The 16,899-nt window shown below is 64.7% G+C and carries 13 protein-coding genes and 1 pseudogene; 7 read left to right on the top strand and 7 right to left on the bottom strand.

Translation table 11 applies throughout. From position 1 onward, the window contains the following. Positions 1–2 precede the first annotated feature (2 nt). The 5 genes from B0G75_RS26020 to glgC form a co-directional block, all read right to left on the bottom strand. Positions 3–1,154 carry a branched-chain amino acid ABC transporter substrate-binding protein gene (locus B0G75_RS26020; protein ID WP_106312350.1) on the bottom strand — a complete coding sequence of 384 codons (1,152 nt, stop codon included), beginning with the start codon at positions 1,152–1,154 and terminating at the stop codon, positions 3–5. A 666-nt stretch (positions 1,155–1,820) separates the two neighbouring features. Beyond that, positions 1,821–2,282 carry a hypothetical protein gene (locus B0G75_RS26025; RefSeq protein WP_106312353.1) on the bottom strand — a complete coding sequence of 154 codons (462 nt, stop codon included), beginning with the start codon at positions 2,280–2,282 and terminating at the stop codon, positions 1,821–1,823. A gap of 218 nt (positions 2,283–2,500) precedes the next feature. After that, the gene (gene pdxY / locus B0G75_RS26030) at positions 2,501–3,367 is read right to left on the bottom strand and encodes a pyridoxal kinase PdxY (RefSeq protein ID WP_106312356.1); all 867 of its coding nucleotides are present in this window, start codon (positions 3,365–3,367) and stop codon (positions 2,501–2,503) included. Positions 3,368–3,650: 283 nt separating this feature from the next. After that, the gene (gene glgA, locus B0G75_RS26035; protein WP_106312359.1) at positions 3,651–5,111 is read right to left on the bottom strand and encodes a glycogen synthase GlgA; all 1,461 of its coding nucleotides are present in this window, start codon (positions 5,109–5,111) and stop codon (positions 3,651–3,653) included. Positions 5,112–5,174: 63 nt separating this feature from the next. Beyond that, complete coding sequence (glgC, locus tag B0G75_RS26040; RefSeq protein WP_106312362.1) at positions 5,175–6,437, bottom strand: glucose-1-phosphate adenylyltransferase; 1,263 nt, start codon at positions 6,435–6,437, stop codon at positions 5,175–5,177. 403 nt (positions 6,438–6,840) lie between these two features. On the opposite strand from glgC, the gene B0G75_RS26045 reads away from it, so the two are divergent. Beyond that, entirely contained in the window at positions 6,841–7,974 is a 1,134-nt protein-coding gene (locus tag B0G75_RS26045; protein WP_106312365.1) for an alpha/beta fold hydrolase, read from the top strand. Positions 7,975–8,061: 87 nt separating this feature from the next. Here B0G75_RS26045 and B0G75_RS26050 read toward each other — a convergent pair whose 3' ends face one another. Beyond that, positions 8,062–9,057, bottom strand: coding sequence for an LLM class flavin-dependent oxidoreductase (locus B0G75_RS26050; protein ID WP_106312368.1), 996 nt, complete (start codon positions 9,055–9,057; stop codon positions 8,062–8,064). A gap of 316 nt (positions 9,058–9,373) precedes the next feature. Here B0G75_RS26050 and B0G75_RS26055 point away from each other — a divergent pair, with 316 nt between their 5' ends. From B0G75_RS26055 to B0G75_RS26070, 4 genes and pseudogenes are all read left to right on the top strand, one after another. Continuing rightward, entirely contained in the window at positions 9,374–10,453 is a 1,080-nt protein-coding gene (locus B0G75_RS26055; protein ID WP_106312371.1) for an LLM class flavin-dependent oxidoreductase, read from the top strand. Between the two features lie 11 nt (positions 10,454–10,464). After that, positions 10,465–11,335: pseudogene (locus B0G75_RS26060) on the top strand (class II aldolase/adducin family protein). A gap of 130 nt (positions 11,336–11,465) precedes the next feature. Next, positions 11,466–12,074, top strand: a complete 609-nt coding sequence (locus B0G75_RS26065) for a cysteine dioxygenase (RefSeq protein WP_106312374.1) — start codon at positions 11,466–11,468, stop codon at positions 12,072–12,074. Beyond that, on the top strand, positions 12,071–13,672 hold the full coding sequence (locus B0G75_RS26070) for a rhodanese-related sulfurtransferase (RefSeq protein ID WP_106312377.1): 1,602 nt from the start codon (positions 12,071–12,073) through the stop codon (positions 13,670–13,672). Before B0G75_RS26065 ends, B0G75_RS26070 begins: the two co-directional genes overlap by 4 nt. A 5-nt stretch (positions 13,673–13,677) precedes the next feature. On the opposite strand, the gene B0G75_RS26075 is transcribed toward B0G75_RS26070, so the two are convergent. Continuing rightward, the gene (locus B0G75_RS26075) at positions 13,678–14,589 is read right to left on the bottom strand and encodes a LysR family transcriptional regulator (RefSeq protein WP_106312380.1); all 912 of its coding nucleotides are present in this window, start codon (positions 14,587–14,589) and stop codon (positions 13,678–13,680) included. Positions 14,590–14,774: 185 nt separating this feature from the next. Here B0G75_RS26075 and B0G75_RS26080 point away from each other — a divergent pair, with 185 nt between their 5' ends. Both B0G75_RS26080 and B0G75_RS26085 read left to right on the top strand, forming a co-directional pair. Then, positions 14,775–15,761 carry an ABC transporter substrate-binding protein gene (locus B0G75_RS26080; protein WP_374956919.1) on the top strand — a complete coding sequence of 329 codons (987 nt, stop codon included), beginning with the start codon at positions 14,775–14,777 and terminating at the stop codon, positions 15,759–15,761. Between the two features lie 558 nt (positions 15,762–16,319). Continuing rightward, entirely contained in the window at positions 16,320–16,871 is a 552-nt protein-coding gene (locus B0G75_RS26085; RefSeq protein WP_106312383.1) for a hypothetical protein, read from the top strand. The last annotated feature ends 28 nt before the right edge of the window (positions 16,872–16,899 follow it).

A 16,899-nucleotide genomic window follows, 5' to 3' on the forward strand; every position in this document is an offset into this window, starting at 1 on the left:
CCTTAACTCCCGCTCTTGGTCACGATGGGCACCCACGCGCCATTCTTGACCTGATAAAGCGTCGATGCGCCGCTCTTCAACGCGCCAGTGTTGTCGAAGGAAATCTTGCCGGTCACGCCTTCGAAATCGATGGCCTTGAGCGTGGACCGGTAGTCGTTCGGCGAAGTGGACTTGGCCTTCTGCATGGCCTTGATCGCGGCCCATGCGCCGTCGTAGCCGAACGGCGCATACGACAGGATATCCACCCCAAAGCGCTTCTTGAACTTCGCGGAGAAATCCTTGCCGCCCGGCAACTGCGCGAGTGGCCGTCCATATTCCCAAGCCATCACGCCTTCGGCTGAATCGCCCGCGAGCTTGATGAAGTCCTGATCCATCACGCCGCCGCCGCCCACCAGTTGCGCGTTCATGCCCAGTTGCTTCATGCGTTTGGCGAAGCCGGCAGCCTGCGTGTCCAGACCGCCGAAGAAGATCAGATCGGCATTGGTCGATTTGATCTTGGTGATCTGCGTGCTGAAGTCGACCGCTTTGTTGTCGGTGTACTCACGCGCCACGAGGTTGCCGCCGTGCGCTTTCACCGCTTTCTCGAACTCGTCCGCTTCGCCCTGGCCGAAGGCGGTGCGGTCGTCGATGATCGCGATGCGCTTGGCCTTGGTCACTTCCACGGCATAGACGCCTGCGTTGCCGGCGTTCTGCGCGTCCGTGGAAATCACCATGAAGGTGTTCGCGAAGCCCCGTCCGGTGATGATCGGGTTGGTGGCGGCCGGGTCGATCACCGGAATGCCGGATTGCTCGTAGACCTGCGAGGCGGGGATCGTCGTGCCCGAGTTGAAGTGGCCCACCACGGCCGACACGCCGGCGTCGACCAGCTTCTGCGCGGCTTGCACGCCGATGCGCGGGTCGGCCTGGTCGTCTTCGGAGACGATCTGGAATTGGGCCACCTTGTCACCGATCTTGATCTTTTGCGCGTTGGCTTCCTCGAGCGCGAGCCGGACACCGTTCTCCAGATCCTTGCCGTAGCCGGCGTTGGCGCCGGTCAGCGGCGCGGCAAAGCCGACCTTCACCGGCAGGTCGTCGGCGAAGCTGGCCGGCGGCGCGATGGCGAAGATAGCGCCAACGAACAGGGCAAGCGGTTTCAGCGTGTAGCGAAGACTCATGGTCTCTCCTTCCATCGACAGTTTCAGGTTGTGAAAGCGGCAAGGCAGTAACGCTGGTTCGACGCGCGCACATGGACTTCGGATGGCGCGCATCGAGAGACTACGAATGATCGGTCGCTTTGAACAATGCGGGAATGCGCGCACTTGCGCGCATCGGCGTTCAAGCGGTGATCAATCTGGCGCGAATATAGAAAGCCAAATTAGCACCGTCTTGGCAGTTCGAGGCGCTTTGAATGAGCATTTCGGCATAGCCCGCGCAGCGCGTTCGCTGGCGGCGTCCCAATGCGGGCGCGAGGGTGCCGATTGCGGCATATGCTTAAGAGGCGGCCGGGAGCGCGACGGCTGTGTGGTGGTGGCTGTAGCAGGTTTGGACCGACGAGCCGTGTGGGTCAGCCGCTGTAGCGGGAATAAACCCGCCGGCCGTTTGGCCCATGCGCTAAAGCGGGAATAAACCCGCCGGCCGTGTGGCTCATGCGCTAGTGGGACTAAAGCTACGGCCCGTGCGACCCTGGCACTGAAGCGGCACTCGACCTGCGAGCCGTGTGACCCCACGCGCCGAGACGTGAGCGAATGCGCAGGCAACACGACCGTCGCGCTGTAGCGGGGCGATTTTGCGCCAACGGCGCGTCAAGATAGAAGCTCGTTACGGCCTGCAAACCCAACCGCTTAATGCTCGCCTTGCTGCCGCAACAACTCTTCACGCAGACGCAGAAGCGGCGCCTTGGTGTCCTCGTCGGCCCAGGTGTCGAGATCGTCGAGGGCACGCTGGCAGCCGTCGAGCACGAGGTCGAGGTCCACCGGCACGCCGTTGTTCAGCGCGAACTCGATGGTCTCGGCGAACTGCTGGCACTCGTCCTCGCCGTACGAGATGTCGAGGTTATCGGCGATCACTTCGGAGATATTGCTGCGCGCCTTGTCGTCCGGCGTCACCATGTCGACGATGCCGCGCGCTACCGCCGGCGAATAGTACAAAGCGATGTCGAGCCACTGCGCCGGATCGAAGTCGGCCTGGTCGAACTGGCTCTCGAAGAACTCGATCGCTTCCTGTTCGTGCGCCTCGTCAGCGTCGACGCTGATGCACAACTGCTCAAAAAATTCTTCCCGCTCGCTGCGGATATAACCGTCCATCGATGCCTCGTTTGCTGAATGCCGGATGCCTGAAAAAGGCGGTGTGGGCGGGCAGGTGCCTTGTCCACGCGGCACGCATTATAGGACGGCCGGCTGACAGTCGAGAGACGCCGCGCGGATCGGCGGCCGCACGGCGCACATTACGAGTTGCTTGCGTTGCTCGGATCAGCGCCTGGCTAGCGCTGAGGATTGCCTGAAGCGCCGTGCGCGCCCGCCACTCACGCCGTATCCGCCACCCACGCATCGAACCACTCGCGCGGCTGCGCGATTTCATTCTGCGCGGCCACCAGTTCGAGCTCATAGCGCCCAGCCTGCCAGGTCGTCTTGACCACCGCATTCACGGCGGCCAGCGTGTGCTCGAAGGCCGCGCGAATCGAATCGCCGAGCAGCGTACGCGCGACGAACACCGCGCTCGTCAGATCGCCCACGCCCACCGGTTGCCGCGCGAACGGATAGAGCGGACGTTGCCCCATCCACGATTCGCGTTCGGTGACGACCAGCATGTTGAAGCGGTCGGCGGGACTGTTGCGATCGAGCAGATGCTTGACCAGCACCAGCTTCGGCCCACGCGCGATGAGTTCGCGGCATGCGGTCACGGCTTCTTCCAGCGTTTCGATCTCGCGGCCCACCAGACGCTGCAATTCGGTGTGGTTCGGCGCCATGGCGTCGGCCATCTCGGGCATGGTGCGCACGAGAAACTCCTGGATGCCCGGCTCGACTCTGCAGCCGCTCGCCGCGCCCATCACCGGATCGCAGAAGTACCAGGCGCGCGGATTGGCGGCCTTCACGGCCTTGACGATCTCCAGCACCGACTGCGCCTGTTCGGGCGTGCCCAGATAGCCGGACAGCACCGCATCGCAGCGCGGCAGCATGCCGATCGCGCCGATGCCGTCGACCAGATCTTCCATTTGCGAGCCGTCGATCGCGCTGCCGGTCCAATGGCCGTATTGCGTGTGGTTCGAGAACTGCACGGTATTGAGCGGCCAGACATTGACGCCGAGCCGACGCATCGGAAACACCGCCGCGCTGTTGCCGGCGTGACCGAAGACGACATGTGACTGGATGCTCAGAACGCTTTTCGTCATGGTGTGGCCCGCGCAACGGGTCTGCGCGATCAATGAAAACGGGAAGGGTGCACCGCGGCGGCGATCCGGCAAGCACCGGACGCCTCATGCGGCAGGATTGCTTCAGATGGTGCAGGAAATCGGCACGCGCTGCATCGTCAGGCAACAATACATGAGTTTGCCGCGCGCGAGTCGATCCGTCCCCGAGTTGTTGCGCCGAACCATCAGAGGCGCACGCGCTGGAGGACGGCTGCGGAGCCAGCCCCCGCTTGCAAAATGCTGCGCGGCCTACAGCCGTTCGAACTCAGGCGAGCTCGCGATACAACGCCATATAACGCTCCGCCGAGGCGCCCCAGCCGAAGTCCTGGCGCATCGCGCGCCGCTGGGCCGCCTTCCATTCGGTGCGGCGCCCATAGAGCGCGAAGGCGCGGCGGATGGCCGCGCCGATCCCCTTCGGGTCGAATCGTTCGAACACGAAGCCGGTGGCGAGGTCGTCGGCGAGATTTTCGAGCGACGCGTCCACTACCGTGTCCGCGAGGCCGCCCACGCAATGCACGAGCGGCAGCGATCCATAGGCCAGCGCATACAGTTGCGTGAGACCGCATGGCTCGAACCGCGAGGGCACCGCAATCACGTCGCTGCCCGCGACGATCGTATGCGCAAGCGTTTCATCAAATCCCAGTTCCACCGCTACGGACTCAGGATGCGTATGCGCGACGCGTTTCAAACCGTTCTCCAGCGCCGGGTCGCCGGTGCCGAACACGACCAGCTGCCCGCCGTGTTTGATGATTTCCGGCACGGCTTCGAGCAGCAGATCGAGGCCCTTCTGCTCGGTCAGCCGGCTCACCACGCCGAACAGCAGCGCGTCGCTTTGCTGCGCGAGGCCGAAGCGTTTTTGCAGCGCTTCCTTGCACGCAAGCTTGCCCGCGAGCCGCGTCGCGGTGTAGTGATTCTCGAGCAGCGCATCGGTACCGGGACACCAGACCGTGTAGTCGACACCGTTCAGAATGCCGCTCAGATCGTGCGCGCGATGGCGCAGCAGACCGTCGAGGCCGCCACCCTGGGCGAGCGTCTGGATTTCGCGTGCATAGGTCGGGCTGACGGTGGTGATCCGGTCGCTGTAGTAGAGCCCCGCTTTGAGAAACGACATCTGCCCATAGAACTCGACGCCGTGTACGCTGAAAAAATCGTCCGGCAGGCCGAGCTGACCGAACTGATGCGCGGGAAATACGCCTTGATACGCGAGGTTGTGCACCGTGAAGACGCTGCGCGCGAGGCTCTTGCCATGCTGGCGTTCGGCCGCCTTCAGATAGGCCGGCGCGAGCCCCGCGTGCCAGTCGTGCGCGTGAACGATCTGCGGCGACCAGGCGGGGTCCAGTTGCTGGGCGAGTTGCGCGGCAACCCAGCCGAGCAGCGCGAAGCGCTGCGCGTTGTCGCCGTAAGGCACATGCTCGTCGTTCAGATACGGATTGCCGGGCCGGTCATACAGCGTGGCCGCGCGGATCACATAGACGACGAGGCCGCTCGACGCCAGCGTGCCCCGTTCGAGCGTGACGCCCGGCGCGTCGAAGCGGCGGCCCAGTTGCGCGACCGGCGTCAAGTCGGTCAGGCCGGCGACCACCGCCGGAAAGCCGGGCAATAGCGCCCGCACATCGGCGCCGCGCTCGATCAGCGCGGGCGGCAACGCGCCCGCGACGTCGGCGAGACCGCCCGTTTTGAGGAGGGGATACAGCTCGCTTGCGACGTGCAGGGCGCGAATCGTCATAGGCTCCGTCTCTGTCCTGTTGGTTCGGGTTGGGCGCGGCTGAGCCGCCGGCAGCCGGCCTGACTAGATCTTCTGCCGCAGCGCCTCCGGCGTGACCAGCACGACGCCGTCGTCCGTACGGTAGAAGCGCTCGGCGTCGCTCACCGGATCTTCGCCGATCACCGTGCCCTCCGGTATCGCGCAGCCGCGGTCTATCACCACTTTCTGCAGCCGGCAGCTCGGGCCGACGGTGACCTGCGGCAACAAGACTGCCTCATTGATGTTACAGAATGAACTCACTTTGACATCCGACGAGAGCACCGAGCGCGAAATCTGCGAGCCCGAGATCACGCAGCCGCCGCACACGATCAGATTATTGCCCGAGCCTTGCAGCCCTTTCATGTCGCGCACGAACTTGGCGGGCGGCAACTGCTCCTGGTACGTCCAGATCGGCCAGTTGCGGTCGTAGAGATCGAGCGTCGGGATGGTGGAGGCGAGGTCGAGATTGGCGGCCCAGTAGGCGTCGATCGTGCCGACGTCGCGCCAGTACGGCTCAACGTTCGGATCCGATGACACGCACGACATGCTGAACGGATGCGCGATCGCCGTGCCTTGCGTGACCACACGCGGCAGGATGTCCTTGCCGAAGTCGTGATCGGTGTCGATGGTGGAGATGTTCTCTTCGAGCAGCGAATAGAGGTAATCCGCGCTGAACACGTAGATGCCCATGCTGGCCAGCGCCGTATCCGGGCGGCCCGGAATGCAGGGCGGATCGGCGGGCTTTTCCAGGAAGTCGGTCACGCGGCGGTTTGCGTCGACGTGCATCACGCCGAAGGCCACCGCCTCCATGCGCGGCACCTCGATACAGCCGACCGTGCAATCGGCGCCGCTCTCCGCGTGGTCGGCGATCATGCGCGTGTAGTCCATCTTGTAGATGTGGTCGCCCGCCAGCACCACCACGTATTTCGGCCGGATCGAACGGATGATGTCGAGGTTCTGAAATACGGCGTCCGCTGTGCCGCGATACCAGTGCGCGCCTTCCACGCGCTGCTGCGCGGGCCACAAGTCGATGAATTCGCCCATTTCGCCGCGCAGGAAACTCCAGCCGCGCTGCAAGTGGCGCAAGAGCGAGTGCGCCTTGTATTGCGTGACGACCGCGATGCGGCGGATGCCGGAGTTCAGACAGTTGGAGAGCGCGAAATCGATGATCCGGTATTTGCCGCCGAAGTGCACCGCCGGCTTGACGCGTTTGTTGGTAAGCGGCCCGAGCCGCGTGCCCCGTCCGCCCGCAAGGACGATGGCGAGGGTAGTGCGTTGCAGATCGTTCAGCCGTGCCGGAGTGTCCATGTCTGTCTCCTGATTAGTATGCCCCGGGTGGGTGGGTCGCTTGCTCTCCACTGATGAATCCTGCTGCGCGCCGGTTCCGTCTTCGCCGGCCCGTCTGCTAGTTCTAGCACTGATTTGCCGCGCGCGAGTAGTCAGAATTGTGCGGACGCCGCTCGTGCGCCCACCTTGCGCACGATCAACCCTTGCACCGAGGCGATCCGTGCGGCACGACACATAGAGCGTGAGGTGAGGCATCGCAATATGCGTGCCACACGCGCCGTGGCGCTGTCGGCTTGCGCCGGCGGGAGCATAGCCGGGCCGCGCGTCGTAGAATTGTGCGCTCCCGGCCGGAGGTTTGGGCGCTGGTCTCACCGTGCGTTTGCCGCGCATGCCTCGCCGTGTTTTCCTTTTTGAAAAAACCTCGATGAGTTTTCGCCGCCTGTTTTTGCTCGCCACGTTGAGCGTTTGCGCGCTAGCCGCGACCTCCACGCCCGCCGTTTTTGCGGCTTCCGCCGCCACGCCGGCGAGCGCCGCCGCGCCCGCGCGCGTCGAAGCACGGAGTCCGGCCAGCCAGGCCGCTTCCGCCACCTCGAGTGTCGCCGGCGATACCGGTCCGGCGTACGGCCCCGAGTTGGAGGGCTTCAACTACCCGGAGCCGGTCAGCCAGTACGACTTCACCTCGCAAGGGGTGGCGCTGCATATGGCGTACATCGATATCAAGCCGGCCAAGGCGAACGGCCGCACGGCGGTGCTGCTGCACGGCAAGAACTTCTGCGCGGCGACGTGGGACGCGACCATTCATCGGCTGAGCGATGCCGGTTATCGCGTGATCGCACCGGACCAGATCGGCTTTTGCAAGTCGAGCAAGCCCGAGCACTATCAGTACAGTTTTCAACAGCTCGCGCGCAATACGCATGCGTTGCTGGAATCGCTCGGCGTGACCGACGCGACGGTGATCGGGCATTCCACCGGCGGCATGCTGGCGATCCGCTACGCGCTGATGTATCCGCACGAGACGCAGCAACTAGTGCTGGTCAACCCGATCGGTCTGGAGGACTGGAAGGCCAAGGGCGTGCCCTCGCTGTCCGTGGACGAGTGGTACGAGCGCGAGTTGAAGACGACCGCCGAAAGCATTCGCCGCTACGAGCAGTCCAGCTACTACGCCGGACAATGGCGCGCGAGCTACGAACCGTGGGTGCAGATGCTGGCGGGCATGTATCGCGGTCCGGGCAAGCAGATCGTCGCGTGGAATTCCGCGCTGCTGTACGACATGATTTATACGCAGCCGGTGGTGTACGAACTGGGCCAGTTGAACATGCCGACGCTGCTGCTGATCGGCCAGAAGGACACCACGGCGATCGCCAAGGACGCTGCGCCCGCCGAAGTGCGCGCAAAACTCGGCCATTATCCGGAACTCGGCAAGGCCGCCGCAAAGGCGATCCCGCACGCCACGCTAGTCGAATTCGCCGAACTGGGGCATGCGCCGCAGATGCAGGATCCGCAGGCGTTTCATAAAGCGTTGCTGGATGGTCTCGCGGCGGTGCCGGCGAACCAATGAATCGGTGGCGCGGCCGAGTCGCGCCGATCGACAAAAAAGGGCAGCCACGGGCTGCCCTTTTCACATTCGCCGACGGAGTTACCTGTCTTATTTGCCGCCCGCCAATTCCTCACGCACTTGCGCGCCGATCTCGAATGAGCGCAGCCGCGCCTTGTGATCGTAAATCTGCGCGGTCAGCATCAATTCATCGGCACCGGTCTGCTCGATGACCGACTTCAAGCCTTCGCGCACCGTGTCGCGATCGCCCAGCACAGTGCACGCGAGCGAGTGCGCCACGCCATTCAATTCCATCTCCGAAGCCTCGAGCCGTTCGACCGGCGGTTGCAACTGACCCGGCGTGCCGCGTCGCAGATTGATGAACTGCTGCTGCAACGAGGTGAATAGGCGTTTTGCTTCTTCATTCGTATCCGCGGCGAACAGATTCACGCCGACCATCGCGTACGGTTTATCGAGCGCGGCCGACGGACGGAATTGCGAGCGATACACCTGCAACGCCGTGAGCATATAGTCCGGCGCGAAATGCGATGCGAAGGCGAACGGCAGGCCGAGCGCCGCCGCGAGTTGCGCGCTGAAGAGCGACGAGCCGAGCAGCCACAGCGGCACGTTCAGCCCCGCGCCCGGCACCGCGCGAATGCGCTGGCCCGGCACGGGGTCGGCGAAATAACGCTGCAATTCGACGACGTCGTCAGGGAACGAGTCCGCGCTATTTTGCAGATCGCGGCGCAACGCGCGCGCGGTGCTCTGATCGGTGCCGGGCGCGCGGCCCAGGCCCAGGTCGATACGGTCGGGATAAAGCGACGCGAGCGTGCCGAACTGTTCGGCGATGACGAGCGGCGCATGGTTCGGCAGCATGATGCCGCCCGAGCCGACGCGGATCGTTTTCGTGCCGCCCGCGACATAGCCGATCACCACCGAAGTCGCGGCGCTGGCAATGCCCGTCATGTTGTGATGCTCCGCGAGCCAGAAGCGGCGGTAGTTCCATTTTTCCGCGTGCTGCGCGAGGTCGAGCGTATTCCTGAACGCGTCGGCCGGCGTGGCACCCGCGGTGACCGGCGAGAGGTCGAGGACTGAGAAGGGGATCATTGTCTGTTCACTTGTTGTTTCCGGCGCTGTCGCGCGATGGGGCATTCTCGCAAAGGTTGTGCTTTTCTGCTGACGGTGCCGCGATGTCCACGTTCGCGAAAGGGGGTTTGCTCGCGCAGGGCGTGAAAGAGCCGAAACGGCAAAACGCCGAGCGGGAAACGCATAAGCGTTACATGCAAATCCGATATAGATATGGCCGATCAATATTTAACAAGCGCATGTCGCGCTGCTACCTTAACCCCTCGCAAGAAAGCCATGCATCCAGCCAGCCACGTCACCGCCCCGCCGGGCGCAAACCATTCAGGGAGACACGAACGTGTCCATCGAATTCATCGGCATGATCCAAACCCGCAAGGTGTCCGAGATCCACGCGGCGCACGGTCCCGTCATCGACGTCGATTACGTCGAGCAGTTTGCGCGCGCGCATGAAGAAGCGGGCTTCGACCGCATCCTCGTACCGCATCATGCCACCAGCCCCGATGCGCTGTTGACCGTCGCGCACGCGGCGAGTGTGACCAGCAAGGTGCACTTCATGCTCGCGCATCGACCGGGGTTTGTCGCGCCGACGCTTGCCGCCCGTCAATTGGCAACGCTCGATCATTATTCGGGCGGCCGCCTCGCGGTGCACATCATCTCCGGCGGCGACGACACCGATCAGCGCCGCGACGGCGACTTCCTTTCTCACGACGAACGCTACGCCCGCACCGACGAGTACCTGCATATTCTGCGGCGCATCTGGACCGAAACCAAACCGTTCGATCACAACGGCCAGTACTACCGCTTCGAACAGGGCTACTCGGAAGTGAAGCCTGTGCAGCAGCCGCATATTCCGGTGTATTTCGGTGGCGCGTCGGCGCCCGCGCTCGAAATCGCCGGCCGTCATGCGGACGTGTACGCGCTATGGGGCGAGTCGAAGGCGCAGGTGCGCGAGCAGGTCGCCCGCGTGCGCGCGGAAGCCGCGAAGCACGGCCGCAGCGTGCGCTTCTCGGTGTCGTTCCGGCCGATTCTCGCGGCCACGGAAGCGGCGGCGTGGGAGCGCGCGGAACATATTCTCGAAGAGACGAAGCGGCTGCGCGCGGCGCAAGGTATCGGCGTGGGCGGTCCGGCGCAGAGCGAAGGGGCGCGACGCTTGCTGGCGGCATCGGGCGAATCGGATCGCGCGGACGAGCGTTTGTGGACCGGCGTCGCGAAAGAAATCGGCGGACGCTCGAATTCGACCGCGCTGGTCGGCACGCCGGAACAGGTGGCCGACACGCTCGCCGAGTATTACGCGCTCGGCGTCTCGACGTTCCTCATCCGCGGCTTCGACCCGCTGGAAGACGCCGTCGACTACGGTCGCGAACTGATTCCCGCCACACGCGAACGCATCGCGCGCGTCGAGCGCGTGGCGGCGTGAACGGAGGCGCGATGACCGATCTCTCTCTCACTGCCTTCTCAAAGGAACCGCCGGCGATCCAGCGTCACGCGCCGCTGCGCAAATTCTGGTTCGACGACGTCCCGCCGCGCGAGAGCATCGCGGCGGAACGCCGTTACCGGCAGGAGCGGCTCGCGGTGGCGTTTCGTCTGTTCGCGCGCTACGGTTTCGATCAGGGGCTCGCCGGCCACATCACCGCGCGCGATCCGGAGTGGCCAGATCACTTCTGGGTGAATCCGTTCGGCAAGCATTTCAGCCGCATCCGCGTGTCAGATCTGTTACTGGTGAATGCCGAGGGCGAGATCGTGGTCGGCGAGGGGCCGGTGAATCAGGCGGCCTTCGCAATTCACGCGGCGATTCACGAAGCACGCCCCGATGTGATCGCGGCGGCGCACACGCATTCGCTGTATGGCAAGGCGTGGTCGACGCTGGGCCGCACGCTCGATCCGCTCACCCAGGACTCCTGCGCGTTCTACCAGGACCACGCGTTATTCGACGACTTTCGCGGCGTCGTGCTCGATACCGGAGAAGGCGCGCGCATCGCCGCGGCGCTCGGCGAGCGCCGCGCGGTGATCCTGAAGAACCACGGCATTCTCACGGCCGGCCCGAGCGTGGAAGCGGCGGCGTGGTGGTACATCGCGCTCGAGAACGCATGCCACGCGCAACTGCTCGCTGAAGCCACGCGCAACTGCTCGCTGAAGCCACGCACAACTGCTCGCTGAAGCCGCGGGCACGCCGCAAGCGATTCCGCACGACATGGCCGCGCTCACGCATGAGCAGGTCGGCCGCGCGAGCGGCGCGCTGTTCGCGTTCCAGAGCTTGCTGGAAGGGCTGGTCGAAGCCGAGCCCGACGTCCTCACCTGAACGCTTCCACACGACGACTCAAGGTTCGAATCCTTCGCGCGTGCCGCCAGTGGTCGAGCGGCGCGTCGGTGTCGCACCGTGCTTGAGCGCCGCCAATCAGCGCCATCCAAACCTATCTTTTGAACTATCGATGACCCAAGCCCTGAGGCCGGACCGCCTGCGCGCGTTCGCCGGCCGGATTGCGTCGCTCGTCGACGAAGCGGCGCCCGAAGCGCATCTGCTGGAACACGGCGGCGCCGCGCTGCGCGAACTGATCGCGCATGACGACTGGTTGCCCGACGCCTTCGCGCAACCCGGTCCCGCGCGGTATCAGCAGTACCTGCTGTACGCGGATGCGCGGCAGCGTTTCTCAATCGTCAGTTTTGTGTGGGGACCCGGGCAGGCGACGCCGGTGCACGATCACACCGTGTGGGGTTTGATCGGCGTGCTGCGTGGCGCGGAAATTGCGCAGGGCTACCGTATCGCCGAAGACGGCGCGCTGCAAAAAAACGGCGCGGCCGAGCGGCTCGACGCCGGCGCCGTGGATGCGGTGTCGCCGCGCATCGGCGATATTCATCGTGTGAGTAATGCTTTTGGTGACCGTACGTCGATCAGCATTCACGTGTACGGTGCAAATATCGGTGCGGTGAGGCGGTCCGTCTATCCGGGCGGCGCCGCCCGCAAGCCGTTTATCTCCGGCTACGCGAACGACGTGTTGCCGAATATCTGGAATGTTGCGAAGGAGTCCCCGATCTCATGAGTTTCGTTCAGGCATTTCGTACCCGATCATTCGAAGACGTGCGCCGCGCACTGCTCGAGCGCGAGGAAATCGCGCTCGTCGACGTGCGCGAGGAAGATCCGCACGCCCGCAGTCATCCGCTGTTCGCCGCCAATCTGCCGCTGTCGCGGCTCGAACTCGACGCGCCCGTGCGCTTGCCGCGCCAGGCGGTGCCGATCGTAGTGTTCGATTCCGGCGAAGGACTCGCCGAACGTGCCGCGCGCCGTCTGGGCGAGCTGGGCTATACCGACGTCGCCTTGCTCGAAGGCGGTTTGCAAGGTTGGCGCGAGGCCGGCGGCGAACTATTCCAGGACGTCAACGTGCCGAGCAAGGCGTTCGGCGAACTGGTGGAAAGCGTGCGTCATACGCCGTCGCTGGCCGCGCCGCAAGTGCAGGCGCTGCTCGATCATGAAGCCGACGCGGTGGTGCTCGACGCACGCCGCTTCGACGAATATCAAACCATGAACATTCCCGGCAGCATCAGCGTGCCGGGCGCGGAGCTGGTGCTGCGCGCGCGTCAGCTTGCGCCGAATCCGGCGACGCGGATCATCGTCAATTGCGCGGGGCGCACGCGCAGCATCATCGGCGCGCAGTCGCTGATCAATGCGGGCGTGCCGAATCCGGTCGTGGCGCTGCGCAATGGCACGATCGGCTGGACGCTGGCCGGTCAGGCGCTCGCGCACGGCAGTTCGCGCCGCTTCGAGCCGATCGTCGACGATCAGCTGCGCCTCGCCGCCGCCGACTCGGCGCGCGCCGTGGCGGATCGCGCGAGGGTGGGCCGCACGTCACGCGACGAAGCACGCCGCTGGGCCGGCGAAGCGGTACGCACGGTATATCGCTTCGACGTGCGCACGCCGGAAGAATACGAAGCGGGCCACGTGCCCGGGTTTCGCAGCGCGCCGGGCGGCCAGCTCGTGCAGGAAACCGACATGTTCGCGCCGGTGCGCGGCGCGCGCGTGATCCTCGCGGACAACGACGGCGTGCGCGCGAACATGACCGCGTCGTGGCTCGCGCAGATGAACGTCGAGGTGTATGTCGTCGATGGTTTGATGGCGGCGGACTTCGGCGAGAAGGGCGCGGCGCCTGCGGTCCGCCACGCGCCCACGCCGCCCGACGCCGATGAAATCACGCCGGCCGGACTGGTCACGCTGCTGCAATCGCGCGGCACCGCCGTGCTCGATTTCACCAGCAGCGCGAACTATGTGAAGCGCCATATTCCCGGCGCGTGGTTCGTGATTCGCGGCGAACTCGAAAAGGCGCTGCACAAGCTGCCGGACGCGCAGCGTTATGTGGTGACCTGCGGCAGCAGCCAGCTGGCGCGCTTCGCCGCGCCCGACGTTGCGGCGCTGACTGGCAAACCGGTGCAGGTGCTGAGCGGCGGTACGGCGGCGTGGATCGAAGCGGGCTTGCCGGTGGAGAGCGGCGAGACGCGCATGGCGTCGGCGCGCATCGATCGTTACCGCCGTCCTTATGAGGGCACCGACAACGCGCGCGAAGCGATGAACGCGTATCTGGAATGGGAGTATGGTCTCGTCGCGCAACTCGGGCGCGATGGCACGCATGGGTTTCGCGTAATCTGAGCGCCTCAGGCCGCGCGCTGCGCGCGTGCTTCCTTGAACTGCCGTTCGACAGCCGCGCCGAAGCGCTCGACCGGCTGTTGCAGTTTGCCGAGCACGCGCGGCTGTACGAGCCAGATATCGATGAGCGGCTTGAAGTCGCTGATCGGAATGATATCGAGCGTGTGCGCGTGAGCGCTCGCCTGGAGTAAAGGCAGCGGCACGAGGCCAAGACCGTTGCCGTGCGCGACGAGCTGCAATTGCAACTCGGTGCCGAGCGTTTCCAGGTTCAGCTTGAGGGCGAGCCCGAGTCCGGTGAGCGCGCGTTGCAAGCCGTCGCGGAAACCGCAGCCGTCCGGGTTCAACACCCAGCCGATCGACTGGCATTCCGCCAGCGTATGCGCGCGCTTTTTCAGCAGGCCTTTCTGCGCGACCACCGCCAGTTTGATGCGGCCGAGCGAGCGGGCCGATAGCGCGTCGTCGAAGGTCTTGTTGCTGGGCAGCAGGATCGCGGCGGCGTCGAGCTCGCCCTGTTCCACGCGTTGCAACAACTGGCTGCCCCAGCCGGTCGACGCGCGCGCCTGCAGATCCGGATAGTCCGTCTTCAGGCCGCGCATCGCCTCGCTCAGCGCGATATCCGCGATGGTCTGCGCGACGCCGAGACGCAGCGTGCCGACCGGCGGTGTATCCGTGGCGACGATTTCGCGCAGCACGTCGAGTTCGCGTTGGATCACGCGGCATTGTTCGTAGACGATGCGTCCCGTGGCTGTCGCCTTGAGCGGACGCGTATTGCGGTCGAGCAGTTCGACGCCGAGCGCCTCTTCGAAATTCTGCAGACGGCGGGTGATTGCTGGTTGCGTGAGGCCGAGCGCGAGCGCTGCCTGCTGCAGCGACTGACAGCGAATCACGCTGACGTAGGCGTCGATTTCGTCGATCTTCATGATGAGCGGTAACTGGTGGAAGCACGGGAATCCGCCCGATGATACCCCCGCCGGCGCGCGATCGCGTCGGGTCGCGCAAGAAAATTTCGCATATTTGCTTAGCAGAATAATGCGTTTGTCTTATACAAAGGCCTGCCTTATCGTCGATGGCAAATCCACTCGTTGCCACGACGTACGCGCTGCCCATGACGACCTCCCGTTTTTCTTTCGCAATCCGATCTTTTCTGAAACGCGCGTTGTCCACAGCGCCTGGCGTCGCCGCGCTCGCGGCGTCGGCCTTGCTGTGCGCCGCGCCTTCATATGGAGCCGATGTGCCGGTGCTCAAGGTCGGCGACCAATCCTTGCAAACGCGCGGCATTCTCGAAGCGTCCGGCCAGTTGAAAGACCTGCCGTACAAGATCGAATGGTTCAACTTCCCGGCGGCGCAACCGCTCGGTGAAGCATTGAATGCGGGCGCGGTCGACGTAGGCGGTCTCGGCGATGCGCCGCTCGTCTTCGCGCTGGCCGCCGGCGCGCGGGTGAGGGCGGTTGCGGCGACGCGCTCGAATCCGCTGGATCTGGCGATCGTCGTCGGCGCGCAGTCGCCGCTCAACGACGCGGCGAGTCTGAAGGGCAAACGCATTGCCACGACGCGCGGCTCGATCGGCCACTACCTCGCGCTTGCCGCATTGAAAAAGGCCAACGTGCCGCTCACCGACGTGACCTTCGTATTCCTCGCGCCCGCCGATGCAAAAGCCGCGCTCGCCTCGGGCAGCGTCGATGCATGGTCGGTCTGGGATCCGTACACCGCGCTTGGCGAAGCGCGCGATCACGACCGCATCATCGCTAACGGTGTCGGCCTCTCGGAAGGGCTCAGCTATCAGGTCGCGACTGAACGCGCGATCACCGAGAAGCGCGCGCAACTCGCCGACTTCCTGCGGCGCGTGGCAATCGGTCAGCGTTGGGCGCTCTCGCATCCCGACGAAGTCGCGACGATGCAGTCGCGCGTCACGGGCCTGCCGACCGATGTGCTGAAGACCGTCTATCAGCGCGGCCAGGTGCATCCGGTGGCGATCGACGACAGCGTCGTGGCCGCCCAGCAGCGCACGGCGGATACCTACGAAGCCGCCAACGTGATCCGCGCGCATCTGGACGTGCGTCCGAGCTTCGACCGCAGCTTCCCTTTGCCTTGACACGGCCGCGCCTCGACGCGCCTGAAGCGTCTCGTCGCAAGACGCTGACCACCTCGCTGCGCAACGCAAATCATCAGCCGATTCGGTGTAAACGCGCTCTCGTCTAAACCCGCCAATCCGTTTAGATTAACTGCACTTGGAAGGCTTATCGAGGGACCAGGGCGGCCAATCAAGCAGCGGTTTGCCATTCCGGCGATGGCGCAAGGTGAGCAGCCAAGGTTGCTCACCGCTTCGTCCGGAACCAGACCGCTGCGCGTCGTCCGCGGTGCTTCGTTTTCAGGTGGCCCAGACGGCCGCTTCCATTTCCGGTTGACCGTATCGACCGACCCGGCGACGCTTTGCACAGCGTCGCCTTTTTGCTTGTGGCGACGGTTTTCAACGTGCTCCGCCACGTGAGCTCCCGCCATCGCCGCCTCTTGCCTGCGCCATCGTGTATGACGGCGCACACCGCCTTGCCGCGCCCGCTCGCGGTTTTCCTCGTGCGCGGTTATCCTGTAGCAGACACTACACAACGGGATGCGGCCTTCGCGGCCTGCGTCCGTACAGGAAAAACTCGCTGTGAGCCTCAAACTGCTGACTGTCGCCATGCTGGCCGCGTGCGTCGCGCTGGCCGGTTGCGACGACCAATCGAGCGACCGCGCCGTGCAAAAACTCAAGGAATTCTTCAACGCCGTCAAACCGGATGCGTTGCTGCTCAAGGACATGACGCCGGGCGTCACGACCGAAGCGCAAATCCGCGACCAGTGGGGCAAGCCGGAAACCGAGCGCACCTTCACCGACGGTTCCAAACGCTTCGAATATCCGCGCGGCCCGCAAGGCCTGAATACGTACATGGTCGACATCGATCGTGACGGCAAATTGCAGGCAATCACCCAGGTGCTCACGGCGGCCAACTTCGCGAAGATCCGCATCGGCATGAGCGAGGACGAAGTGCGCCGCCTGCTCGGCAAGCCCGGTCAGGTCGCGGTGTTTCCGCTCAAACCGGAAACCGTGTGGAGCTGGAAGTGGCGCGAAGGCGGCGTGACCGAGGAGGGTATCTTCAACGTGCATTTCGACCAGTTTCAGAAGGTGTACACGACATCGCGCTCGGACGTGATCCGTGGGCGATAGAAGGTAGAAGACAGAAGCGGGGAAGAAG

Source organism: Paraburkholderia sp. BL18I3N2 (assembly GCF_003001875.1).
In the GTDB taxonomy this organism is placed as follows: domain Bacteria; phylum Pseudomonadota; class Gammaproteobacteria; order Burkholderiales; family Burkholderiaceae; genus Paraburkholderia; species Paraburkholderia phytofirmans.